This window comes from Calidithermus timidus DSM 17022 (assembly GCF_000373205.1).
In the GTDB taxonomy this organism is placed as follows: Bacteria; Deinococcota; Deinococci; order Deinococcales; family Thermaceae; genus Calidithermus; species Calidithermus timidus.
This window is the reverse complement of record NZ_KB890687.1, coordinates 51,820-72,466: the sequence shown is the minus strand read 5'-3', so window position 1 is coordinate 72,466 and position 20,647 is coordinate 51,820. Positions and strand designations below refer to the sequence as shown.

Annotated in this window: 18 protein-coding genes and 1 pseudogene; 5 read left to right on the top strand and 14 right to left on the bottom strand. The window is 66.4% G+C overall.

Annotation, left to right across the window (positions count from 1 at the left end):
* Window positions 1-26: 26 nt before the first annotated feature.
* From B047_RS0100355 to B047_RS0100300, 12 genes are all read right to left on the bottom strand, one after another.
* Window positions 27-1,253: a hypothetical protein gene (locus tag B047_RS0100355; protein WP_018464973.1), complete on the bottom strand. Its 1,227-nt coding sequence runs from the start codon at window positions 1,251-1,253 to the stop codon at window positions 27-29.
* Complete coding sequence (locus B047_RS0100350; RefSeq protein WP_018464972.1) at window positions 1,250-1,750, bottom strand: hypothetical protein; 501 nt, start codon at window positions 1,748-1,750, stop codon at window positions 1,250-1,252. Before B047_RS0100350 ends, B047_RS0100355 begins: the two co-directional genes overlap by 4 nt.
* A 2-nt stretch (window positions 1,751-1,752) precedes the next feature.
* Window positions 1,753-2,901, bottom strand: coding sequence for a glycosyltransferase family 4 protein (locus B047_RS0100345; RefSeq protein ID WP_018464971.1), 1,149 nt, complete (start codon window positions 2,899-2,901; stop codon window positions 1,753-1,755).
* Window positions 2,898-3,917 (bottom strand): glycosyltransferase family 2 protein, encoded by a 1,020-nt coding sequence (locus B047_RS0100340; protein ID WP_018464970.1) that lies wholly within the window; start codon window positions 3,915-3,917, stop codon window positions 2,898-2,900. Before B047_RS0100340 ends, B047_RS0100345 begins: the two co-directional genes overlap by 4 nt.
* A gap of 107 nt (window positions 3,918-4,024) precedes the next feature.
* Window positions 4,025-5,401 carry a UDP-glucose dehydrogenase family protein gene (locus B047_RS0100335; RefSeq protein WP_018464969.1) on the bottom strand — a complete coding sequence of 459 codons (1,377 nt, stop codon included), beginning with the start codon at window positions 5,399-5,401 and terminating at the stop codon, window positions 4,025-4,027.
* A gap of 16 nt (window positions 5,402-5,417) precedes the next feature.
* Window positions 5,418-6,389: a glycosyltransferase family 2 protein gene (locus B047_RS0100330; protein ID WP_026234440.1), complete on the bottom strand. Its 972-nt coding sequence runs from the start codon at window positions 6,387-6,389 to the stop codon at window positions 5,418-5,420.
* A gap of 186 nt (window positions 6,390-6,575) precedes the next feature.
* Window positions 6,576-7,187, bottom strand: coding sequence for a GTP cyclohydrolase I FolE (folE, locus tag B047_RS0100325; protein ID WP_018464967.1), 612 nt, complete (start codon window positions 7,185-7,187; stop codon window positions 6,576-6,578).
* Window positions 7,188-7,238: 51 nt separating this feature from the next.
* Window positions 7,239-7,961 (bottom strand): bifunctional dihydropteridine reductase/dihydrofolate reductase TmpR, encoded by a 723-nt coding sequence (gene tmpR, locus B047_RS0100320; RefSeq protein WP_040778724.1) that lies wholly within the window; start codon window positions 7,959-7,961, stop codon window positions 7,239-7,241.
* Window positions 7,958-8,392 (bottom strand): NUDIX domain-containing protein, encoded by a 435-nt coding sequence (locus B047_RS0100315; RefSeq protein WP_026234439.1) that lies wholly within the window; start codon window positions 8,390-8,392, stop codon window positions 7,958-7,960. Before B047_RS0100315 ends, tmpR begins: the two co-directional genes overlap by 4 nt.
* Window positions 8,350-9,174 (bottom strand): CDP-alcohol phosphatidyltransferase family protein, encoded by an 825-nt coding sequence (locus tag B047_RS0100310; protein ID WP_018464964.1) that lies wholly within the window; start codon window positions 9,172-9,174, stop codon window positions 8,350-8,352. Before B047_RS0100310 ends, B047_RS0100315 begins: the two co-directional genes overlap by 43 nt.
* A 75-nt stretch (window positions 9,175-9,249) precedes the next feature.
* Complete coding sequence (locus B047_RS0100305; protein WP_018464963.1) at window positions 9,250-11,424, bottom strand: hypothetical protein; 2,175 nt, start codon at window positions 11,422-11,424, stop codon at window positions 9,250-9,252.
* 226 nt (window positions 11,425-11,650) lie between these two features.
* A complete protein-coding gene (locus B047_RS0100300; protein WP_018464962.1) occupies window positions 11,651-13,747 on the bottom strand; it encodes a hypothetical protein in 2,097 nt (698 codons plus the stop codon).
* Between the two features lie 149 nt (window positions 13,748-13,896).
* Here B047_RS0100300 and B047_RS15925 point away from each other — a divergent pair, with 149 nt between their 5' ends.
* The gene (locus B047_RS15925; RefSeq protein ID WP_157205766.1) at window positions 13,897-14,307 is read left to right on the top strand and encodes a VIT1/CCC1 transporter family protein; all 411 of its coding nucleotides are present in this window, start codon (window positions 13,897-13,899) and stop codon (window positions 14,305-14,307) included.
* Here the strand turns inward: B047_RS15925 and B047_RS0100290 are convergent.
* A complete protein-coding gene (locus B047_RS0100290; protein ID WP_018464960.1) occupies window positions 14,278-15,012 on the bottom strand; it encodes a mechanosensitive ion channel domain-containing protein in 735 nt (244 codons plus the stop codon). The genes B047_RS15925 and B047_RS0100290 overlap by 30 nt on opposite strands.
* A 437-nt stretch (window positions 15,013-15,449) precedes the next feature.
* Window positions 15,450-15,928: pseudogene (locus B047_RS18630) on the bottom strand (IS4 family transposase); the annotation flags it as partial.
* A gap of 359 nt (window positions 15,929-16,287) precedes the next feature.
* Here B047_RS18630 and B047_RS0100280 point away from each other — a divergent pair.
* The 4 genes from B047_RS0100280 to B047_RS0100265 are packed head-to-tail and all read left to right on the top strand — an operon-like array spanning window position 16,288 to window position 20,559.
* A complete protein-coding gene (locus B047_RS0100280) occupies window positions 16,288-17,235 on the top strand; it encodes an ABC transporter substrate-binding protein (RefSeq protein ID WP_040778720.1) in 948 nt (315 codons plus the stop codon).
* An 11-nt stretch (window positions 17,236-17,246) separates the two neighbouring features.
* On the top strand, window positions 17,247-18,206 hold the full coding sequence (locus B047_RS0100275) for an ABC transporter substrate-binding protein (protein ID WP_018464958.1): 960 nt from the start codon (window positions 17,247-17,249) through the stop codon (window positions 18,204-18,206).
* Between the two features lie 41 nt (window positions 18,207-18,247).
* Complete coding sequence (locus B047_RS0100270) at window positions 18,248-19,648, top strand: ABC transporter permease family protein (RefSeq protein ID WP_018464957.1); 1,401 nt, start codon at window positions 18,248-18,250, stop codon at window positions 19,646-19,648.
* Entirely contained in the window at window positions 19,648-20,559 is a 912-nt protein-coding gene (locus B047_RS0100265; protein ID WP_018464956.1) for an ABC transporter ATP-binding protein, read from the top strand. The genes B047_RS0100270 and B047_RS0100265 overlap by 1 nt, the downstream gene beginning before the upstream one ends.
* Window positions 20,560-20,647 lie beyond the last annotated feature (88 nt).

Sequence of the window (20,647 nt, the reverse complement as noted above, 5' to 3'; positions counted from 1 at the left end):
AGGCGTAACGTAGGGGATAACAGCCCTCAACGCAGTTCAAACGGCAGGGTCAGCACCCTGGCCCAGGGTTCAGGCTTAGCCCATTCATAAAGCGTGGCGCCCCGGCGCTCGAAGCGCAAAAGCTGGGGGGTCTCGAGCATCCTGGCCTGTCGCCCCTCGAGCCAGACCGCCACCTCGGCTGGGGCCACCTGGGCCGCGGGCAGCGGCCTCCCGCCGGGGAGCAGCTCGGCCAGCAGCCTGAAGACCTTGTCGTTCCACCCCGCCACCGCCACCGCGGCGCGGTGGTCGGGGCGGGCCATGGAGAAGGTAGGGAAGCCACCAGAGGGGTATTGGGCGGCCAGCAGAGCCTCCAGGGGCTCGAGCGGCAGGGGTCGGCCCAGCCGGTGGTAGGCCAGCAGCACATCGGCCACGCCGGCCAGGAAGCGCCGCTCGCCGCGCCGCCCCCTGGGGTAGAGCACCGTGGGCCAGTTGACGCCCTCGCGGGTGCGCTCGAGGAACTCGAGCACCTCGTGGGCGGCCTCGAGGTAACGGCCCTCGCCCAGCACCCGCGCCCCCTCAGCCAGCGGGGGGATGCAGCGGGCTTGGTAATAGGGGAAAAAGCGCCCGTCGCCGGCCTCGGGCGTGGGGGCGTACTGGTGGATGGCCCCCTTCAAAAAGCCCTTGCGCACCTGGTAGCGCAGGGCCTGCTCGAGCGCATGGCGGGCGTACTCGAGGTAGGGCTCCTCCCCGCTGACCTCGGCGTAGGCCAGCAGGGCCTGAGCCAGGGTGCAGAGCTTGTTGGGCACCCGGTCGCGGAAGGCCTTCTCCTCCGGCAGGTACAGCCGGGAGACGAGCGCGTCGAGGTTGCGCCTGGCGGCCCAGAGCGCTGCCGCAGGGTCGGACAAGCCCTTCAAGGCCAGCAGCAGCCCCAGCGTGGCGGCGGCCTCGTGGGGCGTGCCCAGGGGGCCGGGGTTGAGCTCGAAGCGCGAGGCCTTGTAGGTGCCGTCGGGGTTCTGACCCCCCAGGAGATCGGCGGCGGCGCGCTCGAGCCGCTCGCGCCAGCGGGCCTCAGCGGTCTTTTTCAACAGCAGCGCATACCCCGCCAAGATGCCCTCGTAGCGCCAGTCCAGACCGGGGCCGGTGTAGCGGAAACGGTTGGACCACCAGTGTGCCACCGGACCGGCGTAGCCGCCGGGCTGGCGCATGCTCTGGAGCCAGGCCTCGAGCTTGACCAGGGCCTGGGCGATGCGGCTGGCGGTGGGTGGCGCACTCACGCCCCACCCCCGATCTCGAGACAGTAGTAGGCCGCCACCGGCTTCTCGCTCACGAAGTGGCGGCGCATCCCCAGCCAACCCACGTCCCGCAGGCGCGGGGCGTTCAGGCGCATGGGCAGGCTGGCCAAGAGCGCGGGCAAGGTGTAGACGAACAGGCGCGACTCCACCCGCGGGATCGCCCCCGCGGGCGTACGGCTGCGCAGCGCAGCCGGGGCCAGAAGGCCAAAGCGCAGGGCATATATCCGCTCGGCGCTCTGGGGCCTCGAGCCGTCCAGCGCGGCGAAGCCGCTGCGCCCGCCTTTGGCCGGGGTCTGTTCGGCCCGCCAGCGGGCCCACTCCTCCAGGGCGGGGTGCGGCAGCACAAGGCTCAAGGAGCCCACCCCGCTGTGGTAGGCGTCGGAGAAGACCCGGTCGAGCAGGTAACCCCAGGCCAGCTCGTGCGCGCCGTCGAGGTCGGGGAAGCCGGGGAGCGCTTCGACACGAAGGTCCAGTTCCATACTCACAAGGCGGCGCTGCGGGCTCCCGCCTCACGCAGCACCGAGCGGTAGGTTTCCTCCAGCCGTCCGGCGATCACGCCCCAGTCGTACTCGCGCAGCACCTTCTCGCGAGCTTTGCGGCCCATGGCTTCGGCCTGGTCGCGACCCCGCAGCCGCAGCTCGAGCAGCCGCGCCAGGTCGGCCTCGTCACCCACCGCGGCCAGGTGGCCGTCCACGCCCTCCTCCACCAGCGTGCGCACCCCCGGTAGCGCGGCGGCGATCACCGGCGTGCCGCAGGCCATCGACTCCAGCAACACCAGCCCGAAGGATTCCACCCCCGTCGAGGGCAGCACGCTCACGTCGGCGGCGCGGAAGAGGGGCGGCAGGGCGCTGGGAGGGTGCTTGCCCAAAAACTGCACCCGCTCCCCCAGGCCCAGCCGCCGGGCGAGGGCCTCGAGTTCGGGCCTGAGCCCCCCATCGCCCACGATCCACAACCGGGCCTCGGGCAGGGGCACCCGCGCGAAGGCGCGGATCAAGCCGTCTACGTTCTTGAAGCGGTGGGCCTGGTCGAGGGCGCCCACGAAGAGGGCCAGCGGCGCGTCGTCGCTCACCCCGTAGCGGCGGCGGGCCTCGAGGCGGTCCCCCGGCGTGAAGAGGCCCGCGTCCACCCCGTTGGGCAGTTCCTGCAGACGGGGGTCGGAGCCTAGGTGCGGGTAGAGGGTGCTGAGGTGCTCACGCCGCACCGCCAGCAGCCGCCGGGCGGTGCGCAAGACCAGCGGCTCGACGCCGAGGTTGTAGCCCTGGAAGAGCGCGCGCTTGAGGCGGTGGCTCTCCTCGAGGCGGTTGTGGTAGGTCAGCACCATCGGCGTGCGGTAAAGCCGCGCGGCCAGCGCACTGAGCTCGGCGCCGAAGATGTAGGGGTAGTGCAGGTGGATGAGGTCGAAGCCCCGGAGCTTGCCGACGAGGGCGGGCGTGAAGGGCGCGTTACCCAGCCGCAGCAACTCGGGCAGCCGCACGACCTCGAAGGGGAAGCCCATGTCGCCCCCCTCCCCCGCGGTGAACACCGTCACCGCGTGCCCCCGCTCGTACAGGAGGCGGGCATTGTGGTAGGCCACGTTGCCGGTCCCGGCCCAGTAGGGCGGAAAGGTGGCGCTGACGTGGGCAAGCCTCACGCCGTCCTCCGGGGTGCGGCCATGCGGTACAGCGGGGTGGTCAGGCGCTCGAGCCACCCCGCGAGCCTTGGAGCGGTGAGTTGCTCGAAGGGCAGCTTGGTGAGCATGTCGCGCAGGATCACCGCGTCACCAACGCTGCGGCTTCGCTGCACCTCGGCCCGCTTGGCGCGGATGGCGGCGCGGTTTTGCCACAGCCAGCCATAGCCCTCCCAGCGGGCGCGGAGGTAGGGCCAGCCCTTCAGCAGCGCGAAGGCCCAGGTCGCCAGCTCGGTGAGCAGCAGCGCGGGCGCGATGCGGCGCAGGGTGCGGCCCTCGTAGACCTTCAAGAGCGTGAGCAGGCGGTTGCGCTCGAGGTAGTAGAACTTGCGGGGGCTCATGCCCAGCCGGTAGTAGTGGGTGATCAGCGCGTCGTTGGCGCTGTAGATGGGGTGGCCGCGCAGCCGCGCCCGCAGCGAGAGGTCGGCGTCCTCGAGGTACATCCAGTAGTCCTCGTCGAAGCCGCCCAGCCCCAGCAGGGTCCGGCGGGCGGCGATGAAGGCCGCGCCCGAGACCAGGGGGACGGGCTCGAGGCCGCGGTGGCGGCCAGCCGGCTCGCCCAGGCCCCGGCAGGTGGTGATGCCGCAGTAGTGCATGTGGTTGCCCACCGCGTTCACCGTGCCGTCGGGGTTGAGCAGCTTGGCCCCGATCAGGGCGTCGGGGTGGGCGCGGGCGGCCTCGAGCAGCGTTCGCAGGGCTCCCGGGTGCAGCACGGTGTCGGGGTTGAGCACCAGCACGAACTCCCCCCGCGCCTCGCGAATGCCGAAGTTGTTGCCCCCGGCGTAGCCCCCGTTTCTGGGACTGACCACGACGCGCACGGCGGGGTGGTGCTGGCGCAGCCACTCGCCGGTGCCGTCGGCGGGGTTGTTGTCCACCACCAGGATCTCGCACTCCACGCCCTGGGCGTAGACGCTCGGGAGCAGGCGCTCGAGGTCGGGACGGCTGTTGTAGGCGACGATCAGCAGGCTGAGTTCAGGCATGGCGAGGTCCTATGGCGATAGTCGATAGCCGATAGCTAAGGGCCGAGGCGTCTTGCGTACGACGTACGACCCGCGTCCGGCGTCGGGCGTTCGGCATCTCGCCAGCCTCATAGGGCCAGTTCCGACAACTTGCGCCCCCGCCCGATGCCCTGGTAGACGTAGCCCAGCGCCTCCATGGCCCGGGGGTCGAGGGCGTTGCGACCGTCGAGCACCACCGCTCGGCGCAGGCGGCGCTTGACCTCGGCCCAGTCGAGGGCGCGGTACTCGGGCCACTCGGTCACCAGCAGCACGGCGTCGGCGCCTTCCACGGCCTCCAGCGGGTCGGTGAAGGTCTCCACGCGGGGGTCGAGGATTTGCTTGGCGAGCTCGAGGGCCTTGGGGTCGGTGGCGCGCACCCGGGCCCCGCGGGCCAGCAATTCCTCGGCGATCTCGAGGCTGGGCGCCTCGCGCAGGTCGTCGGTGCCGGGCTTGAAGGCCAGCCCCAGCAGCACGACGGTCTGGCCGTTGAGGCGGCCCAGCACGGCCTCGGCCTTCTCCACCAGGCGGTAGCGCTGGGCCTGATTGACCTCGATCACCGCGCGCAGCAGCTTGAAGTCGTAGCCGCCGCGCTTGGCGAGGTAGGCCAGGGCGCGGGTATCCTTGGGGAAGCAGCTCCCGCCGTAGCCCAGGCCGGCCTTGAAGAAGTGCGGTCCAATGCGCGGGTCGAGCCCGATGGCCTGCACCACCTCCTCGATGTCGGCACCCACCGCCTCGGCCACGTTGGCGATCTCGTTGATGAAGGAGATGCGGGTGGCGAGGAAGGCGTTGGCCGCGTACTTGGCGAGCTCGGCGCTCTCGAGCCCCGTGCGCACCAGCGGCACGCGGTAACCCCGGGCGACGGCCTCACGCAACGCCTTGGGACGCGGCAGCCAGGGCAACTCCTCGAAGCTCTGCTCGACGAGGGGCCCGTAGAGGCGCTCGAGCACCCCGAACACCCACTCCTCCTCCGCGCCCACCAGGATGCGCTCGGGGTAGAGCGTGTCGGAGAGGGCCTGGCCCTGGCGCAAAAACTCGGGGTTGGAGGCCACCGCCACGCCGGGCCCCAGGATGCGCTTGGCCTCCTGGTTGGTGCCCACCGGCACCGTAGACTTGATCACCACCAGCCCCACGCGGTGCTGGGCGAGGGTCTCGAGGGCCTGGTAGAGGTAGCGCAGGTCGGCGTGGCCGGCCGGGGTGGGCGGGGTGCCCACCGCGACGATAGCGACCTCGCTGCCGTCGTAGGCCTCGGCGGGGTCGGTGGTGTAGCGGAGGCGGGGCGCGGCCTCGGCCAGCGACTCGGCCAAGCCCGGTTCATAGAAGGGGGGCTCGCCCCGCTTCAGCCCTTCCACGCGGGCGGCGTTGGTGTCGAGCACCCGGACCTCGCTCCCCAGCAGGGCCAGGGCCACCGCGGTGGACAGGCCCACGTACCCGGCCCCCACCACCGTCACAGTTTTGGCCTTCTCCATCGGCAAAGCCTCGCGCTTACTTGAGGGCCTCGAGCCGGCTCGCTACTACCGAATCCACCTCGCTGCGCACCCGCTCGACGAAACCGGCCAGCGCGTGCAGCAACACCCCGGTCACGCCCAGCATCAAGCCGCCGATGATGGCGATCGAGGAGAGGATGGCGGTGCCGGTCTTGAGGATGCCTAGCTGGTTCATCGTCAGCACCACGTCCACGCCCATCACCAAGCCCGCCACGGCCAGGATCAAGCCCGGCAACGAGAAGAACAACAGCGGGCGGCGACGGGCCACCAGACTGATGATGGAGTCGAGGATCTGCAGGCCCTGCACCACCGGGTTGCGCTTGTTGCCGTCGAGATAGGAGACGTTGATGGGCGCCTCGGCCACCTTGAGCCCGGCCTTCTGGATGTGGAACTGCATCTCCGACTCCACGCCCAGCCCGCCAGTGTGGAAGCGCAGCGCGCGCAGGGCCAACGGCGAGAAGGCGCGGAAGCCCGACTGGCTGTCGGTGGTCTTGACCCCGCTGGTGAGGTTGGTGACGAAGGTCAGGGTGTGCTGCCCGACGATGCGCCAGCCGGGGATGTCGCTGCGCTTCTCCAGGAAGCGCGAGCCGATCACCACGTCGGCCTCGCCCGCCAGCACCGGCGCGATGACGTCGGGGATGTCGGCGGGGTCGTGCTGGGCGTCGCCGTCGAGGCAGACCACCACGTCGGGGTTGAGCTCGCGCGCGGCGCGGAAGCCGGCGTTGAGGGCCTCGGCCTTGCCCATGTTGCGCGGTTGACGGATCACGGTGGCCCCGGCGGCCTGGGCGAGCTGGGCGGTGCGATCGGTGGAGCCGTCGTCGACGACGATGACCTCGCTGACGTAGCGCCTGGTCTCGAGCACCACGCCGGCAATGAAGCGGGCCTCGTTATGGGCCGGGATAATGGCGATCACTTTAGGCTGGAGCTTGGAAGTGCTCTGAATTTGGTCATATTCGGGCATTGGCATCATACATTCCCCACCTCGAACAGGCGTTAGCGGTGCAGTCGAACCCGACAGCCTACACCTTAGCGGGGCCGGCGTTATTCCCGCGTTACAGGCGCGGTCGTGTCTGTTAGGGAATTTTGAGGAGCATGAGATTATCCTGACGGTCGCGCTCCGAGCCGCAACACGGAGGTAACGTAGACATTAACGCAGTCAGCCGGAGCGCAACAGGCTCAAGAACTCTTCGCGGGTCTTGGCGTCCTCGCGGAAGTTACCCAGCATGGCGCTGGAGGTGGTGCTCGAGTGCTGCTTCTCCACCCCGCGCATCATCATGCACAGGTGCTGGCCCTCGACCACCACGCCCACACCGACGGGCTCGAGGATGTCCCAGATGGCCTGGGCGATCTGCACCGCCAGGCGCTCTTGCACCTGCAGGCGGCGGGCGAACATGTCGGTGATGCGGCCAAACTTGGATAGGCCCAGGATCTTCTTGCGGGGGATATAGCCGATGTGGACCCTGCCGAAGAAGGGCAGCAGGTGGTGTTCGCACATGGAGTAATACTCGATGCCCTTGATCACCACCATCTCGCTGCCCTCGGCTTCAAAAATCGCCCCATTGACGATCTCCTCGAGGCTCTCCCGGTAACCCTTGGTCAGGAAAGCCCAGGCCTTGGCCATGCGCTCAGGCGTCCTGAGCAGACCCTCGCGGGTCGGGTCTTCCCCGATGAGCTCGAGCCACTCCCGCGCGAGCAGGCCCATGCGGTCGATGTCTACGTCGCTGCTAAAGCTCAGCCCGGTGTCCTCGACTTCGATCATGCGTCCCATATTGCTCCTTCGCCCACAGCCCGAACGTATTCTGGGAAACTTGTTTTGGGCTCACAGGTTCCACCCCCCCGCGACCTCGAGCACCTGTCCGGTGAGGTAGGCCGAAGCCTCGTCCACGAAGAAGAGCACCGCGCGGGTGAGCTCGTCCAGCCGCGCCGCACGGCCCATGGGAATTTCCTCCAGCGGCTGCGAAAGCGAGTTTTCCGCTACCCCCGGCGCGACCACGTTGACCGTGATGCCCCTGGCGGCTAGCCGCTTGGCCAGAGCCTTAGAGTAGAGGATCAACCCGGCCTTGGCGATGGCGTAGGCGGTGACGTGGCTGCGGGCTACCAGGTTCTGCGCCCCGGCGTAGCCGATGTTGACCACCCGCCCCCAGCCCGCCGCCTGCATGTAGGGGAGGGCCGACTGGGTGAGGTAGAAGGGGGCGTTGAGGTTGGAGTCGAGCAGGCTATTCCACTCCCGCGGGGTCAGCTCGTCGATGGGTTTCTTGAGGTAATCGCCCACGTTGTTGACCAGCACGTGCAGCCCGCCCATCTGCCGGGCCGCCTGGACCACCAGGCCCTGGGCTTGCTCGAGGTCGGTCACGTCGGCTTGGAGCTTGATGGCCCGCACCCCCAGCCGCTCGGCCTCGGCGCGGGTCTGCTCGGCTTCGGCCTCGCTGCTGCGGTAGTGCACCACCACCCCGAAGCCCTGCGCGGCCAACCCCAGCAGGATGGCCCTGCCGATGCCCCTGGCCGAGCCCGTCACCAAAGCGACACGCCCCCTACCCTTCATCCGCGGACCTCGCTCTGGGCGAAATAGGCGTCCAGCAGGACCCGGGTGTAGGTGTTGAGGGGGTAGCGCCGGGCTCCTTGCAAATCCACCCAGGCCCACTCGACGATCTCCTCGCCCGGCCTGACCTCCTCCGATGGCGAGAGGGCGAAGTAGTTGAAGAACAGGAAGTGCATGGGCTTGTAAAACTGCTCGTCGAAGATGGCCTCCTGGACCAGGGCCAGGCGCACGTGCTCGAGCTCGAGCCCCACCTCCTCGCGCAGTTCCCGGCGCAGCGCGGCCTCGAGGCCCTCCCCCCACTCCACCTTGCCCCCCGGAACGCCCCACAGGCCCTTCCACTTGGTGGTCTTTACCAGCAACACCCGCCCCGAAGGCCCCTGCACCAGGGCTGCTACGGTCGGGATCGGATAATCAGGAAGCGCAGGATCCGCCATAGGTAGACCAACCCAAGATATGCCCCCTGCAGCAGCACGAAGGTAAGGTAGCTACCAGGCTGGCGAAAGGCCAGGAACAGCCCCATGAACAGGAATTGGCTGCTAAGCCCGCAGTTGACCACCGCCGCCACCGACCACAAGTTCCACCATTGCGGCGCCAGGAGCTGTTTGCGCTCTTCGCTCAGTCCGCGGGTGAGCCACCCGAATAGCGCGCGCTCGAGGCCGCGCACCAGCCGGTCCTGCGGTGCGTAGAAGACGGCGTAGATGCCCCGCAGCAGCCTCAGCAGGGGGCTGTCGGGGTCGCGCACCGGCGGGCGGAAGGGCTCGCCCCGGGCCGCCCGGTACAGGTACTCGGCGTTGAAGTCCCACGACTGCACCAGCGTGAACACCGCGAAGCCCGCCAGGCTGAGCCACGGCTCCCCCGTGCGCAGCGCTAGCGCCCCGAACAGCGCCACGTTGACCAGCAGGTCGGCCTCGGTGTCGAGGTAGCGGCCCAACTCGTCGGCCTGGTTACGCAGGCGCGCCAGTTGACCGTCGGCATTGTCCAGCACCGTCTTGAACTGGAGCAGCAGCGCCGAGACCCAGTCCAGCTCGGGATACCGCGCGATCAGGTAGGCAAGCGCAAGGCCCAGCAAAGTGTGAAGCAGCACCAGCGCGGGAGGCGAGACGGGGGTGGGGTAGAACAACCTCGCTACCAGGTAGCCCAAAGGGCGAAAGATCAGCAGGTTGCTGAACTCTTGCACCACTCGGGCCTTGAGGCTGGCGCTGAAGGATAGGGCCATAGGCATGATTGTGGCCCAAGCCGGGCAAAAAGCAAGCGGGCTGGCCGTACACGCTCGGCCCCTTTGGGCTAGAGCCTACCGCCCCAAAGCCTTGAAGTTGTCGATCCTGGCCCCGGTGTCGTCTTCGGAGTAGTAGATCCCCACCATGTTGATGGCGAAGGTCGGGCGGTCGGGGAAGAGGTCGCTCCAGCGCAAGGTCTGCACGGGCTCGAATTGGGTATCCGGGTCGCCCTTGCCCACAGCCCCTTTGACCCACAAGGTGATGCGCTCTCCGTCGAAGCTCAGCCTCAAGGTGGTGGGCAGGCCGTGGCACCAGCGCACGCCGAGGTTGGTGCGGCGTACTACCGGGGCATAGTCCGGGCGCTCGGGAACTTGCCACTCGACCTCGGAGGCATCGGACTGGGAGTTATCCATGAAACCGCGCAACAGGATGTAATTCTCCCGGTCCTGCCACAAGAACAGCCCAGCCCGCAGACGGTTGTTCTTCGAGGGGCTGGTCTCGTCGAAACCCGAGCAGACCCGCTGCCCGACCCCCAGCGTCGCACCCTCCTCGCGCAGTACGCCCTCACCCGCGGGGATGATGGTGGCCTCGAGGCTGGCGAAATTGCGGTACTGGCTGGGCCAAGGCAGGCCGTAGAGCAACAGGCTGCTGCGGCTGCTGTCCTGTGCCCTAGGAAAGACGGTGACGTGCCCCGCCCCATCGACCACCAGGTACTCGTTTTCGTTGCGGCTGGCCTTTTTCTCCCAGGTCAGGCCGCCCACCGGGGTCTTGCGGCCCGCCAAGTTGGCGTAGCCGCCGCTGAAGTCGTCGGAGGCCACCACCACGCTGCCGGTGTCCTCCAGAGGTGCCTCCTGCTCGGGTAGCAGGAGTTCGCTGGGCAGGGTGATGGTACGCGGGTGGGCCTCGAAATAGCTCACCGCCGTGCCCCCGGCACTCCCCGGGGCGATGCGGAAGCCCACCCCTGTGAAGTTCGCGCTGTTGTTGTTGTCGGCGTTGGTGAAGTGGGCGATGGGTGCCTCGGCGCTCAGCACCTCCTTCTCGTTCATCAGCACGCGGATGCGCCCCCCCGCGCTGAAGCGCGTGTCCTTAGGGCCGCTGTCGATGAGTTGGAGGTAGACAGTAGCGTTCTTGGGCAACAACCGCTCGGGCTCGGTGGTGGCAGTGATCTCGGTAGGAATGCCGCCGCTCACCCTCACCAGCTCCGCCTTGGTGCTTGAGATAAATAGCTCGTAGTAATCGGTGTAAACGCCGCCGTTCTTGTTAGCCCGGAAGATGATCCCCACACCCTGCGGGTCGTTGCCGGTGGTGACGGTGAGGCCCAGCACCTGCGAGGGCGCGCCGGGATCGAGCATGGCCATAGCGCCACCGGCGTCGGCGGTGACTCCATTGGCGCTGGAGCCGAAGTTGCCCGTCGTCGTCCAGGTTCCGCCCTTCTCCGCCGTTCCCGGCGGGCCATTGGTCAGGCGGTCGGCGGCGTGGGCGGTGGCGTACCAGTTCTGCCAGGCCGCCACGTCGCGCACCTGGAAGTGGTGGATGCGGTGGGCATATACCTGGTTAGCGCTGTGAACTCCGGGGTAAAGCTCAGGGGAAGTCAGGCTCTGGTCCAAGCCGATCACGCTGGCCTTGGGGGGGACACCGTAATAACCACCCGCCAGGCCATCCACCACGTACACCGCACCGCGCTCGCGCAGGATCACGTAGCCGTCGAGCTGGGTCTGGAACTGTGGCAGGCCGCTCTCCATGGCCCCGGTCTTGGAGCCGAAGTCGAAGGTACCGCCCTGCTGGCCGAAGTTGCGCAAGAGGATGGCGTTTGAACCCACCATGGGGGTGGTGGGGTTGGGCGAGTCGAAACCGCCAAAAACCAGGCTGTTCTCCTCCTGCACGTCGCCCGCGGTCAGGCGAAAGTGGATGACCTTTCCGTTCTGGCGCGGCACGGAAGGATAGGCCACCCCCATGCGCCCAAAGGAGGGCTCGAACAGCGGTGGCATCCGCAAGGAGCAGTTATCGATGCTCATGCGGCCAGCGGTCGGCCCCTCCTGCTCGAGATCGGTCACGAGGCGGCGGGTGCCTTCGGGGCTGGTGGTGCCCGCAACCCCGGCCACCGGGCGCGAATCACCGAAGGAATCCTGAGGGAAGTCGGCGCTGGGGTACTTGACGCAAGCCGCCCGGTTCCCCCCTCCGCTCCCGCCGGTACCAGGGCAGGCCACCAGGATCAGCAGCAATGGAGCAAGCAGCAGGTATCGCTTCATAGGTTAGGTTGAGGGTACTGCAAACCTCGAGGTCATCGGGTAAGAACGTTACAGCGTTATGGCTCCAGGTCACGCCACCTCGAGCCGCGCAAGCTCCCCGCAAGCGGAGGTCTTCGCCCCACCAGCCCCGTGGCTGTTAAGGGGCGCAAACCCAACCATAACGGCGGGCTTAACGGACTTCAGCGATCGATGGCCTAATGTTCGGCGCAAAACACAAGCCAAATCTTCACTTCAGCCTCGTCGATCCCCAGGCGGTGAAGCTGTCTAAGCGGCTGCCGCTATCCTCCTCGGAGAAGAGCAGGCCCACCATGTTGATCTTGAGGGGGGGCTGCTCGGGAAAGACATCGCTCCAGCGGAAGGACTGCACGGGCTCCTCGCGAGGACTGCCCGGAGCCCTCACCCACGCCACCACCCAGTCCCCGTCAAAGCTCACCCGCAGGTGGAAGGGGTTGCCATGACACAGGCGCGGGCCCAGGTTGACCCGGCGAATCACGTCCAGTACGCCCTCCACCGGAGCTTGCCACTCAAGCTCGGAGGCGTTGGACTGCGAGTCGTCGATGAAGGCCCGGACGATGAGGTAGTGCTGGGCGTCTTGCCAGAAGAAAAAGCCAGCCCGCAGGCGCTCTTCCCGGTTGGCCTCGGTGTAGCCGGTGCAATCGCCCTCGAGGTCATAGCGGCCTTTGTGACCGGGCGGGGTGAGGGTGGCCTCGAGGCTGGCGAAGTGGCGGTAGCGCTGGGGCCAGCGCAGGCCGTAGAGCAGGTAGTCGCTGCGCTTTTCTCGCGGCGTAGGCTGCACCTGGCCGTTGCCCAGCAGCACCACCTTCTCCCCCTGCGCCTGCGGGGCTCGCTTTTCCCAGGTCAGGCCCCCTACCGGGGTACGGCGGGCCTCGAGCGGGCCCGCCGCCCCATCGAAGCGGTCCGAAGCCACCACCACATCGCCCCGCTCCTCGAAAAAGGGCTCGGGTAGGCGGAGTTCAGCGGGCAGGGCGATGGTGCGCGGGTGGGCCTCGAAACGGCTCAGCACCGTGCCCCGGGCCACCCCTTCCCCGATCTCGAAGCCTACCCCGCTGGCCTCGGCGTTGGCGTTGTCGAACTCGGGACTGGCCTTGGGGTCGTCGCCCAGCACGAAGACCACCCTGCCGTCGAGGTAGAGCCGGATCTTGCCCCCTTTGTCGAAGGGCCCCCTCCGAGGGCCGGTGTCGAGCACCTGGAGGTAATGGGTGGCGTTCTTGCCCAGCAGGAACTCGGGAGCCTGGGTCTGCTGCAAGGGAGTAACCTGCCCCCCCTTCACCCGCACCACCTGGGCAATGTCGCTCGAGACCACGAAGGCGTAGTAATCCTGCATCGAGCGGGCCCGGAAGATCAGAGCGACCCCCTGGGGACGGGGACCGGTCTTGAGCGTGAGGCCCAGCACCTGCGAGGGCGCTCCCGGATCGAGCAGGGCCATGCCCCCCTTTGCGTCGGCATGGAGCCCCTCTGCTCCCCGCCTGAGGTTACCCCTCACCCGCCAGTCGCCCCCTTTCTCGGCCCGCCCCAGCGCCGCGCCGCTGGCCCCGGTGAGCCGGTCGGCGGCGTGGGCGGTGCCGTACCAGCGCGACCAGGCCGCCACGTCGCGCACCTGAAAGTGCTCGAGGCGGTGCTCGAGCAAGGAGCTGGAGCTGTGAGCCGCGGGGTAAAACCCGGCGAAGTCCAGGCTCTGATCCAGGCCGATCACGCTAACGCCAGGAGGCGTGGCGTAGTGGCCGCCCGCCAGCCCGTCCACTAGGTAGACCGCCCCCTGCTCACGCAGCAGCACGTACACGTCGAGGGGGGTCTGGAACTGTGGCAGCAGCGTGGGCAGCATCCCGCTTTTAAATCCGATGTTGAAGGTGCCCGTCTGGTTGTCGAAGTTGTCGAGCGCTATGGCGTTGGCTCCCTCGAGGGGGTTGGCGGGGTTGGGTTCCTCAAACGCCCCCAGCACCAAGCTGTTGGGCTGCTGGATGTCACCGGGTCGCACCCGAAAGTGAATCACCCGCCCGTTTTGCCGCAGCATCCTGGGGTAGGCCAGGCCCACCTGGCCGAAGCGAGGCGCGCTGGCCTCGGGCATGCGCAGGGCGCAGTGATCCACCGACATCCGGGTCCTGCCCTTATCGAGCACCAGCCGGGGGGTGCCCTCGGGGCTCGAGCTGCCCCCCACCTGCCCCGGCTTGAGGACGGTGCCGAAGGAGTCCTGGGGGTAATTGGCCTTGGGATAAGGCACGCACCCTTGCGAGGAGACCACGGGGGTTTCGCCAAAGCCAATTGCCAGCAATGCCAGGAGAATGCACCAAAACCAGCGCCGCATACTTTACAAAGCCTAGGCTAAAACCGGCTCGCGGGGCGACGGCTGTGTCACATGGCGGGCTCGAGTTCAACCCCGCTCCTCTCCCCCTTTGCCCTGGGAGTCGCAGACCCCACCCACCTCGCCCAAGCCCGCGAGGGGTGGCCTGGCCCATGCGGGTGTGGACGAGCGTCGCCGCCGCTGGGGTCACAGGCAACCCCTTCCGCACCTTCCTTGTGGGGATGGCCGCTGCCTTGGGTGCCGCCCTATCCATGGGGCTCGCCAAGGCCCTTTCCGACGACGGCAGGCTTTCCGGACGCGGGCAACCCTTGCTCCGGGGCGGGGTCACCGGCTTGGGTACCTTCCTAGGGGGTACTTTCCACACCCTCCCCTTCCTCATTCCCCACCTGGGGATAGCCATGGCTTTGGCCAGCACCGTGGTGGTGCTGGAACTCCTCGTTATCGCTTGGATCCGCTACCGTTACATGCGGAGCTCCCTGGGAAGCACGGTGTTCCAGGTGCTAGTGGGAGGTGGCCCGGTCTTCCTGGTAGGGCTAAGCCTGGGACGAATGAGAGGGGGCTAATTTCTGCAGGAAAGCCAGCACCTCATCCACCCGCTCCCTTGGCAGATAGAGCGTGCCTTGGAGTCCGTTGGGGCCCACGCTCGCCGGTACAAAACATACGTCGGGGGAAGCGGCCTCCAGGGCCCTCCAAGCCTCTTCTGAGGGGAGGCCCGCCTGGACGGAAAACCCATCTCCCCAAAAGATAGGGGTGGCGAAGAGGGCAGCATTGGGAACCCAGATCTGGCCCGCGGGCCCCTCCAGGCGCAGGTGGCTCAAATTCACCTCCTGAACCCGGCCCCGATAGGGTAACCCATTGAGGACGAAGCTGATCTTCTCCCCTACCCGCACTGCCCCAGAGAGCAGGAGAAGGAAGCCGTATAACAGGCTGGCCAGAACCGTTTGTGAAGCCAGCCCCACCAAGGCCCCCACCACCGCACCGCCCGCCAGGAGCGCGGCGGGGTGATAGCCAGCCAAGGAAAACCCTAGGGCCCCTACCACTAGGTAGCCAAGCACTTCCAGAAACAGCACCCCGGGATATAGGGCCTGCTGGCCTGTCCGGTCCAACAGCCGGCGGCCTCCTTGAGCGAGGAGGCGCACCAAAAGCGCACCCAAAACGACGGCTAAAAGGGCGAGGTAAGGGCGCAGCCGGGCAAGGCCCAGGTCTTCCAAAAGGGGCACGAGGGCGAGGAGAAGAAGGGCAAGGGCCCAGGGGAGATGCCGAACCATGCCCCCATCTTAGCGGCCTAGGCTGCTGGCCGGCGCATGGCCCGGATACCTCGGGCCCTTGGACGCTTGCCCCTGGTCAGCGAAGCGCAAGACACCCTGATTGGGCTGGACGATTCCCGGACTCCGGGTGCCGCAGGGGAACCCACCCCTGGGCCCATGCCGAGGATGTCAGGTTCTTTCCCCACCTAGATCGGATAGGGCCGCCACCAAGGCCCGCCGCACCCTCTCTAAGGGCTCGGGAACCCGGGCCAAGGCTTCGGCGGGGCGGTCCGCTTGGCGAACCGCCTCCCCCAGCAACCCCTCCAGGTGGGCTAGAACGCGCTCCGGTTGGAAGGACCGGGGCTTCCCGAAGCCCTCTTGACCACCCGGGTCTGCGGGTTCATGGGATAGGCGATGACCTGGGGCTAGTCCGGCTCCAGATCAGACACACGGGCCTTCTTATGCGCCCAGACCAGGGCCATGCTCATCAAAGCGATGAGCGATTCGAGCCGCTCAGCCCGGGTCAGGTGGGTGGATTCGAGGTCGAAACCTTGCGATCTCCCAGCGTTGGGCGTGGCGGATGTGAGCCTGCTGTGGATCGGCCTGGGTAATCAGCAGCAGGTATTCCCCGGTCTTGAGATAACCGCCCATCAGGTGAGCTCGTTGCCCCCAGGGTTTGACCGACTTGGGTAAGGCTTCCCACTGCCCATAGCGCAGCTGCCGGAACAACTGTTCGACGGGCTGGCTTTTGCCTTTGTAGCTTACCCGACTGCCGGCTTTGATGCGCAAACGGGTTCAACCCCAGAGCGACCTGGGCCAGCTTGACACGGCGAACCCGGATCAAAGCCAGGACGAAGGCAGCCAGAAAACGCAGTCTGGCTCGATGCCAGTTCAGGTGGGGTCGCAAAACCTCTATCAGCTCCCTGCCATCATTCATGGGACTACCTCTGGTGGGGAAGTCCCTATCCTTACCAGCTCCTACGGGTTTCCCGCAAGTTTTGCCGTGTACCTAGGGTCGGACCATGCCCAAAGCACCAACCATCATGGGCACCGGCAGCGGAGAAGCCTGCCGGCCTCCAGGTGGCACCTGGTTGCGCGAAGACCACCCCCTAAGCATAGGGACTCCGGGAAGACTGCTTTGTACACGGTGGTATCGGAGGCTAGCATGGCAGCCCATGGTGCTTGCCTCGGAGCTCAAATGCCCTTGTCGACTGCTAAGGCACGATGCTGGGGTTGGGCGCGGAGCGCCTGACTTTTAACTGACAGGGCTTGCGTAGTTTCGACACAGGTAAAACCATGTGGCGAAGTCTAACTCTCCTTATCGCCGGGCTCTTAGGCATCGGGATGGCCCAAACCGGAAGCCTCACCCTCTACACCTCCGAGGTCTTGAGCGATGTCAATGCCCTGGTACAGGCCTTTCAAGAAGAGAACCCAGGGGTGCGGGTTCAGGTGTTCCGTTCGGGGACCGGCGAGGTCATTGCCAAGCTACGGGCCGAGCTCGAGGCCGGTAACCCTCAACCCGACCTTTTATGGTTCGCCAATGAGCCGTACTTTCAAGAACTCGCCGGGCGGGGTTTTTTGCGGCGGATTCCACCTACGGTAGCGAATTTTCCTGCACAGTACGCCTACCGGGGCGGGCAGTACTACGAAGTGCGCTTGCTGTATAACATCATCGCGGTCAACACCCAAAAGGTCTCCGAGCTCCCCCTGGCCTGGCGCGACCTTCCAAAGCCAGCGTATCGGGGTTTACTGGCCATGCCGGATCCCAACTTTTCGGGGGCTGCCCTGGCTACGCTGGGTACGCTATCTGGGCGCCTAGGGTTTGGCTACTTCGAGGGCTTGAAAGCCAACAGCCTGGCTGTGGAACAGTCCAATCCGGTGCTGCAGCAAAAGCTCTCCCGTGGCGAATACGGCCTGGCTATCACCACCGACTTTGGAGTGCGTCAGGAGATCGCCAAGGGAGCCCCGCTAAAGGTGGTCTATCCCAAAGATGGAGCCATACTGGTTCCCACCCCTATAGGCGTCACCTCCTGGAGCAAGAATCCGACCCTGGCTGCGCGCTTCTTAAACTTCCTGCTGTCGGCCAAGGCCCAAGCGCTCTTTGCTGCTCGAGGCTATTACCCGGTGGTATCCGGGGCTCCAAAGCCTACGGGGGCTCCCGATAAGGTCATCAACCTCAGGGCCCAACCCGCCGATGAAACCACGCTGGCCCGCTTCAACGCCCTTTTTGGTCTTAGGAAATGAGGAAGGTCGCAATGGGTCGTCTTGTATTTCACTGCGTCGTTGCCCTGAGCCTGGCCTGGGGGCTTGCCCTGGCGCAAAAAGACCAGCTCACCCTCTACGTAGCCGGTGCCCAGTTGCCCGACGTCGAGGCCCTGGTGCAGGGCTTCAACCGAAAGTACCCCGGCATTGTCGTGCAGGTGTTTCGCTCCGGCGCGGGCGAGGTGGTGGCCAAGCTGCGGGCCGAGCTCGAGGCCGGCAATCCCCAGCCTGACCTGGTGTGGCTGGTTGGAGAAGGCTTCTTCCGCGAGCTGAGCCAGAAAAACCTCCTGCGGCGCATACCCCCTACTTTCCCTGGCTTGCCTGCGCAGTATGTTTACGAAGGGGGCCGCTATTATGAGGTACGCCTTCTGCACACCATCATCGCGGTCAATACCCGCCGGGTGGGGGTGCTCCCGGCTTCGTGGGGGGATCTGCTGCGAGAGCCGTACAAGGGCCAGGTGGTGATGGCTGACCCCAATTTCTCCGGGCCAGCCCTGGTGGCGTTAGGGTTTCTCTCCGAGCGCTTAGGCTTTGGCTACTTCGAAAAGCTAAAGGCGAGTGGTCTGGCGATAGAACAATCCAACCCGGTGCTGCAGCAAAAGCTTTCCCGCGGCGAATACGGCCTGGCCATTACCAATGACTACGGGGTGCGCCAGGAGATCGCAAAAGGGGCGCCCCTTGCCATCGTGTACCCCCGGGACGGGGCCATCCTGGCCCCAACCCCTATCGGCATTCCCACCTGGAGCAAGCGGCCTGACCTGGCAGAAAAATTCCTTCGCTTCCTGCTGTCGGAAGAAGGCCAACGCATCTTCGTCGAACGCGGCTACTATCCGGTTTTGTCCGGGGCCGCTGCGCCAGCCGGAGCCCCTGCACAGCTGCCTAGCCTCCGCGGTCGGGAGGCTTCTGCTCAGACGCTAGATCGCTTCAACAGCCTGTTTGGTCTGCGGCGATGAGGATTGCTTGGCGCTTTGGCATAGCTACTGGAAGCTTGCTTGTGCTGGCCCCCCTTTGGGTGCTAGCCGTGCGGGGGATAGGACACTTCCTGGAAGGCTTCAAGGACTGGGATGTGGCTCTGAACAGCCTGCTGCTTGCGGGGGGCGGAACCCTGTTATGCCTATCGGTGGGGCTGGGCTTGGCGTACTTGGCGATGGTGGGGGGTGCGGGGCGGTGGCTAGAGGGCCTGCTCTTGCTCTCGTATCTGGTGCCTCCCTTTGTAACCGGGATTGGGCTTTTGTTCACCCTACAGGGACTCGGCCTCAGGGCCTATGGCGTTTGGGGGATTCTCCTGGCCTGGCTGCTCCACTACACCCCTCTAGCGTACTTGCTGCTCAAACCGCAGTTGCGCTCGGCGTGGCTATTGCTGCGGGCAGCCAGCGTGCATGGGGTTACGGGCTGGAGGCGGTTTAGGGTGTTTCTCCCGCCGCTGGCCCCAGCGCTGTTGGTGGCTGGGGGCACGGTGTACATCGCCTTGCTGGGCAATTTCGGGGTTCCAGCAGTGCTGGGGATTCCCGAGCGGGTCTATGTCCTTCCCACCTTGGCCTATGCCCGTCTGAGCAGTTCCCTCGCTTCAGACCCCCTGGGCCAGTCCGCGGCTTTGGCCCTGTGGCTGGGTGGGCTGGCCCTACCGGCTTTGCTGCTGAGCAGGCCCCCGGTGGTAGAAGCGGGGCTCGAGGAAGCCTGGCAGCCGCGTTTATGGGCCAAAGTGGGTTTGCTGGTGTACGGACTGGCCGCTTTAGGGCTCAGCACCTTGGGTTTGCTGCGGGAAGCCTTGCAAAACCCTTATTCTGGGGCCTGGGAACCGGCTTTCCGTGCTGCCTGGGCGCTGCCGCTAATCCGCCAAGGGTTGGTGAACTCTTTTTTCCTGGCCAGCTTGGCTACAGTGCTGCTGGTAGGCTCAGCCTTGTTGCTCAGGCCCTTTCCTGCTTTTATGCGCCGCCTTAGGGGGCTTTTGGATATCTACTACCTGCTCCCGGGCACCCTGTTGGGGATAGGGCTCATCTTGCTGCTGGCCCCCACCCCCCTGTACGGCACCCCGGGGATATTGCTGCTGGCCTACTTGCTGCACCTGGCACCGCTGGCCTTGAGGGCTTTGGAAAGCGGGATTAGGGTGGAAGGGTTAGTGTTTGCGGCACGTGCCCACGGGCTGAGCCCGGTACGGGGTTGGCTGCGTGTGGGCTACCCTCCCCTGTGGGGAGCAGCTTTCGCGGCAGGGTTTTTGATTTTCCCGCTGGCTTTTTCTGAACTTACCCTCTCGGCGCTGCTGTATGCCCCGGGGTCGGAAACCCTGGGGGTTGCGGTGCTGTCGGCGCTGAACGGCGGGCTCTATCGGGAGGCTGCGGCGATTGGGCTGGCTCTGCTGGGATTTTCCGCTATAGCCCTTGTGGGGAGGCGCTGATGCTGCGGCTGGTGGCGCTGAGCAAGCGCTTTAGCGGAGGGCAGGGGGTCTTGGGAGTGAACCTGGAGGTGTCCCAAGGGGAGGTGCTGGTGCTGTTGGGAGCTTCCGGGAGCGGTAAGAGCACCCTGCTCAACTTGGTGGCGGGCCTCTTGCCACCGGAAGAAGGTCAGGTGTGGATTGAAGGTCGGGAGGTCACCCGGCTTCCCCCCGAGCGGCGCGGGGTGGCTTACGTATTTCAAGACCTGCGCCTGTGGCCCCACCTAAGCGCCCTGGAGCACCTGCTCTTGGTCATGCCCCGGCCGGACCGGAAGCGGGCCCTGGGCCTTTTGGAGCGAACGGGCCTGCTCGAGCACGCCGCAAAACGTCCCGGTGAGCTCTCCGGCGGTCAGCGCCAGCGGGTGGCCCTGGCCCGGGCTTTGGCCCGCGACCCCCAGGTGATATTGCTGGATGAGCCGTATAGCGCTTTGGATCCGGTGCTGCGGGAGCGGCTGCGGCTCGAGGTGCGCACCCTGCTCAAGGATACCGGTGTAACCGCCTTGCATGTCACCCATGACCCCGAAGAAGCCATGCTCCTGGCCGACCGGGTGGGGGTGATGAGCAAAGGGCGCCTGGTGCAGGTGGGGAGCCCCGAGGAGGTCTACTGGAAGCCGAGCAGCCTGGAGAGCTTCCTGGCTTTTGGCCGGGCCAATATTCTGCAGCATAACGGAGAGGTTTTAGCCTTCCGGCAGGAATGGGTGCACGAAGGGGGAGAACTCGAGGGGGTAGTGCTCGAGCGGCGTAGCTTGCGGGGTGAGGTGATCTGCCAGGTTCAGCTTCCTTGGGGAGACGCTTGGGTGCGCATAGACTGCAACCCTGGAGACAGAGTCCGTTTGCAAATGCAGCCATTGTTGCGCTATCCCGCAGGGCGGTAGGTCCTTTAAACAAGCCAAGGCTCGAGTGCTTCGTCAAGATTCCGTCACCACCACCAGCGCCGCCACTCCTGCGCCAAACCGCTGGAAG

Excerpts from the sequence above, each read along its gene's own strand:
- B047_RS0100350 (WP_018464972.1), bottom strand. The coding sequence starts at position 1,750 with ATGGAACTGGACCTTCGTGTCGAAGCGCTCCCCGGCTTCCCCGACCTC.
- B047_RS0100340 (WP_018464970.1), bottom strand. The coding sequence starts at position 3,917 with ATGCCTGAACTCAGCCTGCTGATCGTCGCCTACAACAGCCGTCCCGAC.
- B047_RS0100335 (WP_018464969.1), bottom strand. The coding sequence starts at position 5,401 with ATGGAGAAGGCCAAAACTGTGACGGTGGTGGGGGCCGGGTACGTGGGC.
- B047_RS0100330 (WP_026234440.1), bottom strand. The coding sequence starts at position 6,389 with ATGATGCCAATGCCCGAATATGACCAAATTCAGAGCACTTCCAAGCTC.
- folE (WP_018464967.1), bottom strand. The coding sequence starts at position 7,187 with ATGGGACGCATGATCGAAGTCGAGGACACCGGGCTGAGCTTTAGCAGC.
- tmpR (WP_040778724.1), bottom strand. The coding sequence starts at position 7,961 with ATGAAGGGTAGGGGGCGTGTCGCTTTGGTGACGGGCTCGGCCAGGGGC.
- B047_RS0100315 (WP_026234439.1), bottom strand. The coding sequence starts at position 8,392 with ATGGCGGATCCTGCGCTTCCTGATTATCCGATCCCGACCGTAGCAGCC.
- B047_RS0100310 (WP_018464964.1), bottom strand. The coding sequence starts at position 9,174 with ATGGCCCTATCCTTCAGCGCCAGCCTCAAGGCCCGAGTGGTGCAAGAG.
- B047_RS0100305 (WP_018464963.1), bottom strand. The coding sequence starts at position 11,424 with ATGAAGCGATACCTGCTGCTTGCTCCATTGCTGCTGATCCTGGTGGCC.
- B047_RS0100300 (WP_018464962.1), bottom strand. The coding sequence starts at position 13,747 with ATGCGGCGCTGGTTTTGGTGCATTCTCCTGGCATTGCTGGCAATTGGC.
- B047_RS15925 (WP_157205766.1), top strand. The coding sequence starts at position 13,897 with ATGCGGGTGTGGACGAGCGTCGCCGCCGCTGGGGTCACAGGCAACCCC.
- B047_RS0100290 (WP_018464960.1), bottom strand. The coding sequence starts at position 15,012 with ATGGTTCGGCATCTCCCCTGGGCCCTTGCCCTTCTTCTCCTCGCCCTC.
- B047_RS0100280 (WP_040778720.1), top strand. The coding sequence starts at position 16,288 with ATGTGGCGAAGTCTAACTCTCCTTATCGCCGGGCTCTTAGGCATCGGG.
- B047_RS0100275 (WP_018464958.1), top strand. The coding sequence starts at position 17,247 with ATGGGTCGTCTTGTATTTCACTGCGTCGTTGCCCTGAGCCTGGCCTGG.
- B047_RS0100265 (WP_018464956.1), top strand. The coding sequence starts at position 19,648 with ATGCTGCGGCTGGTGGCGCTGAGCAAGCGCTTTAGCGGAGGGCAGGGG.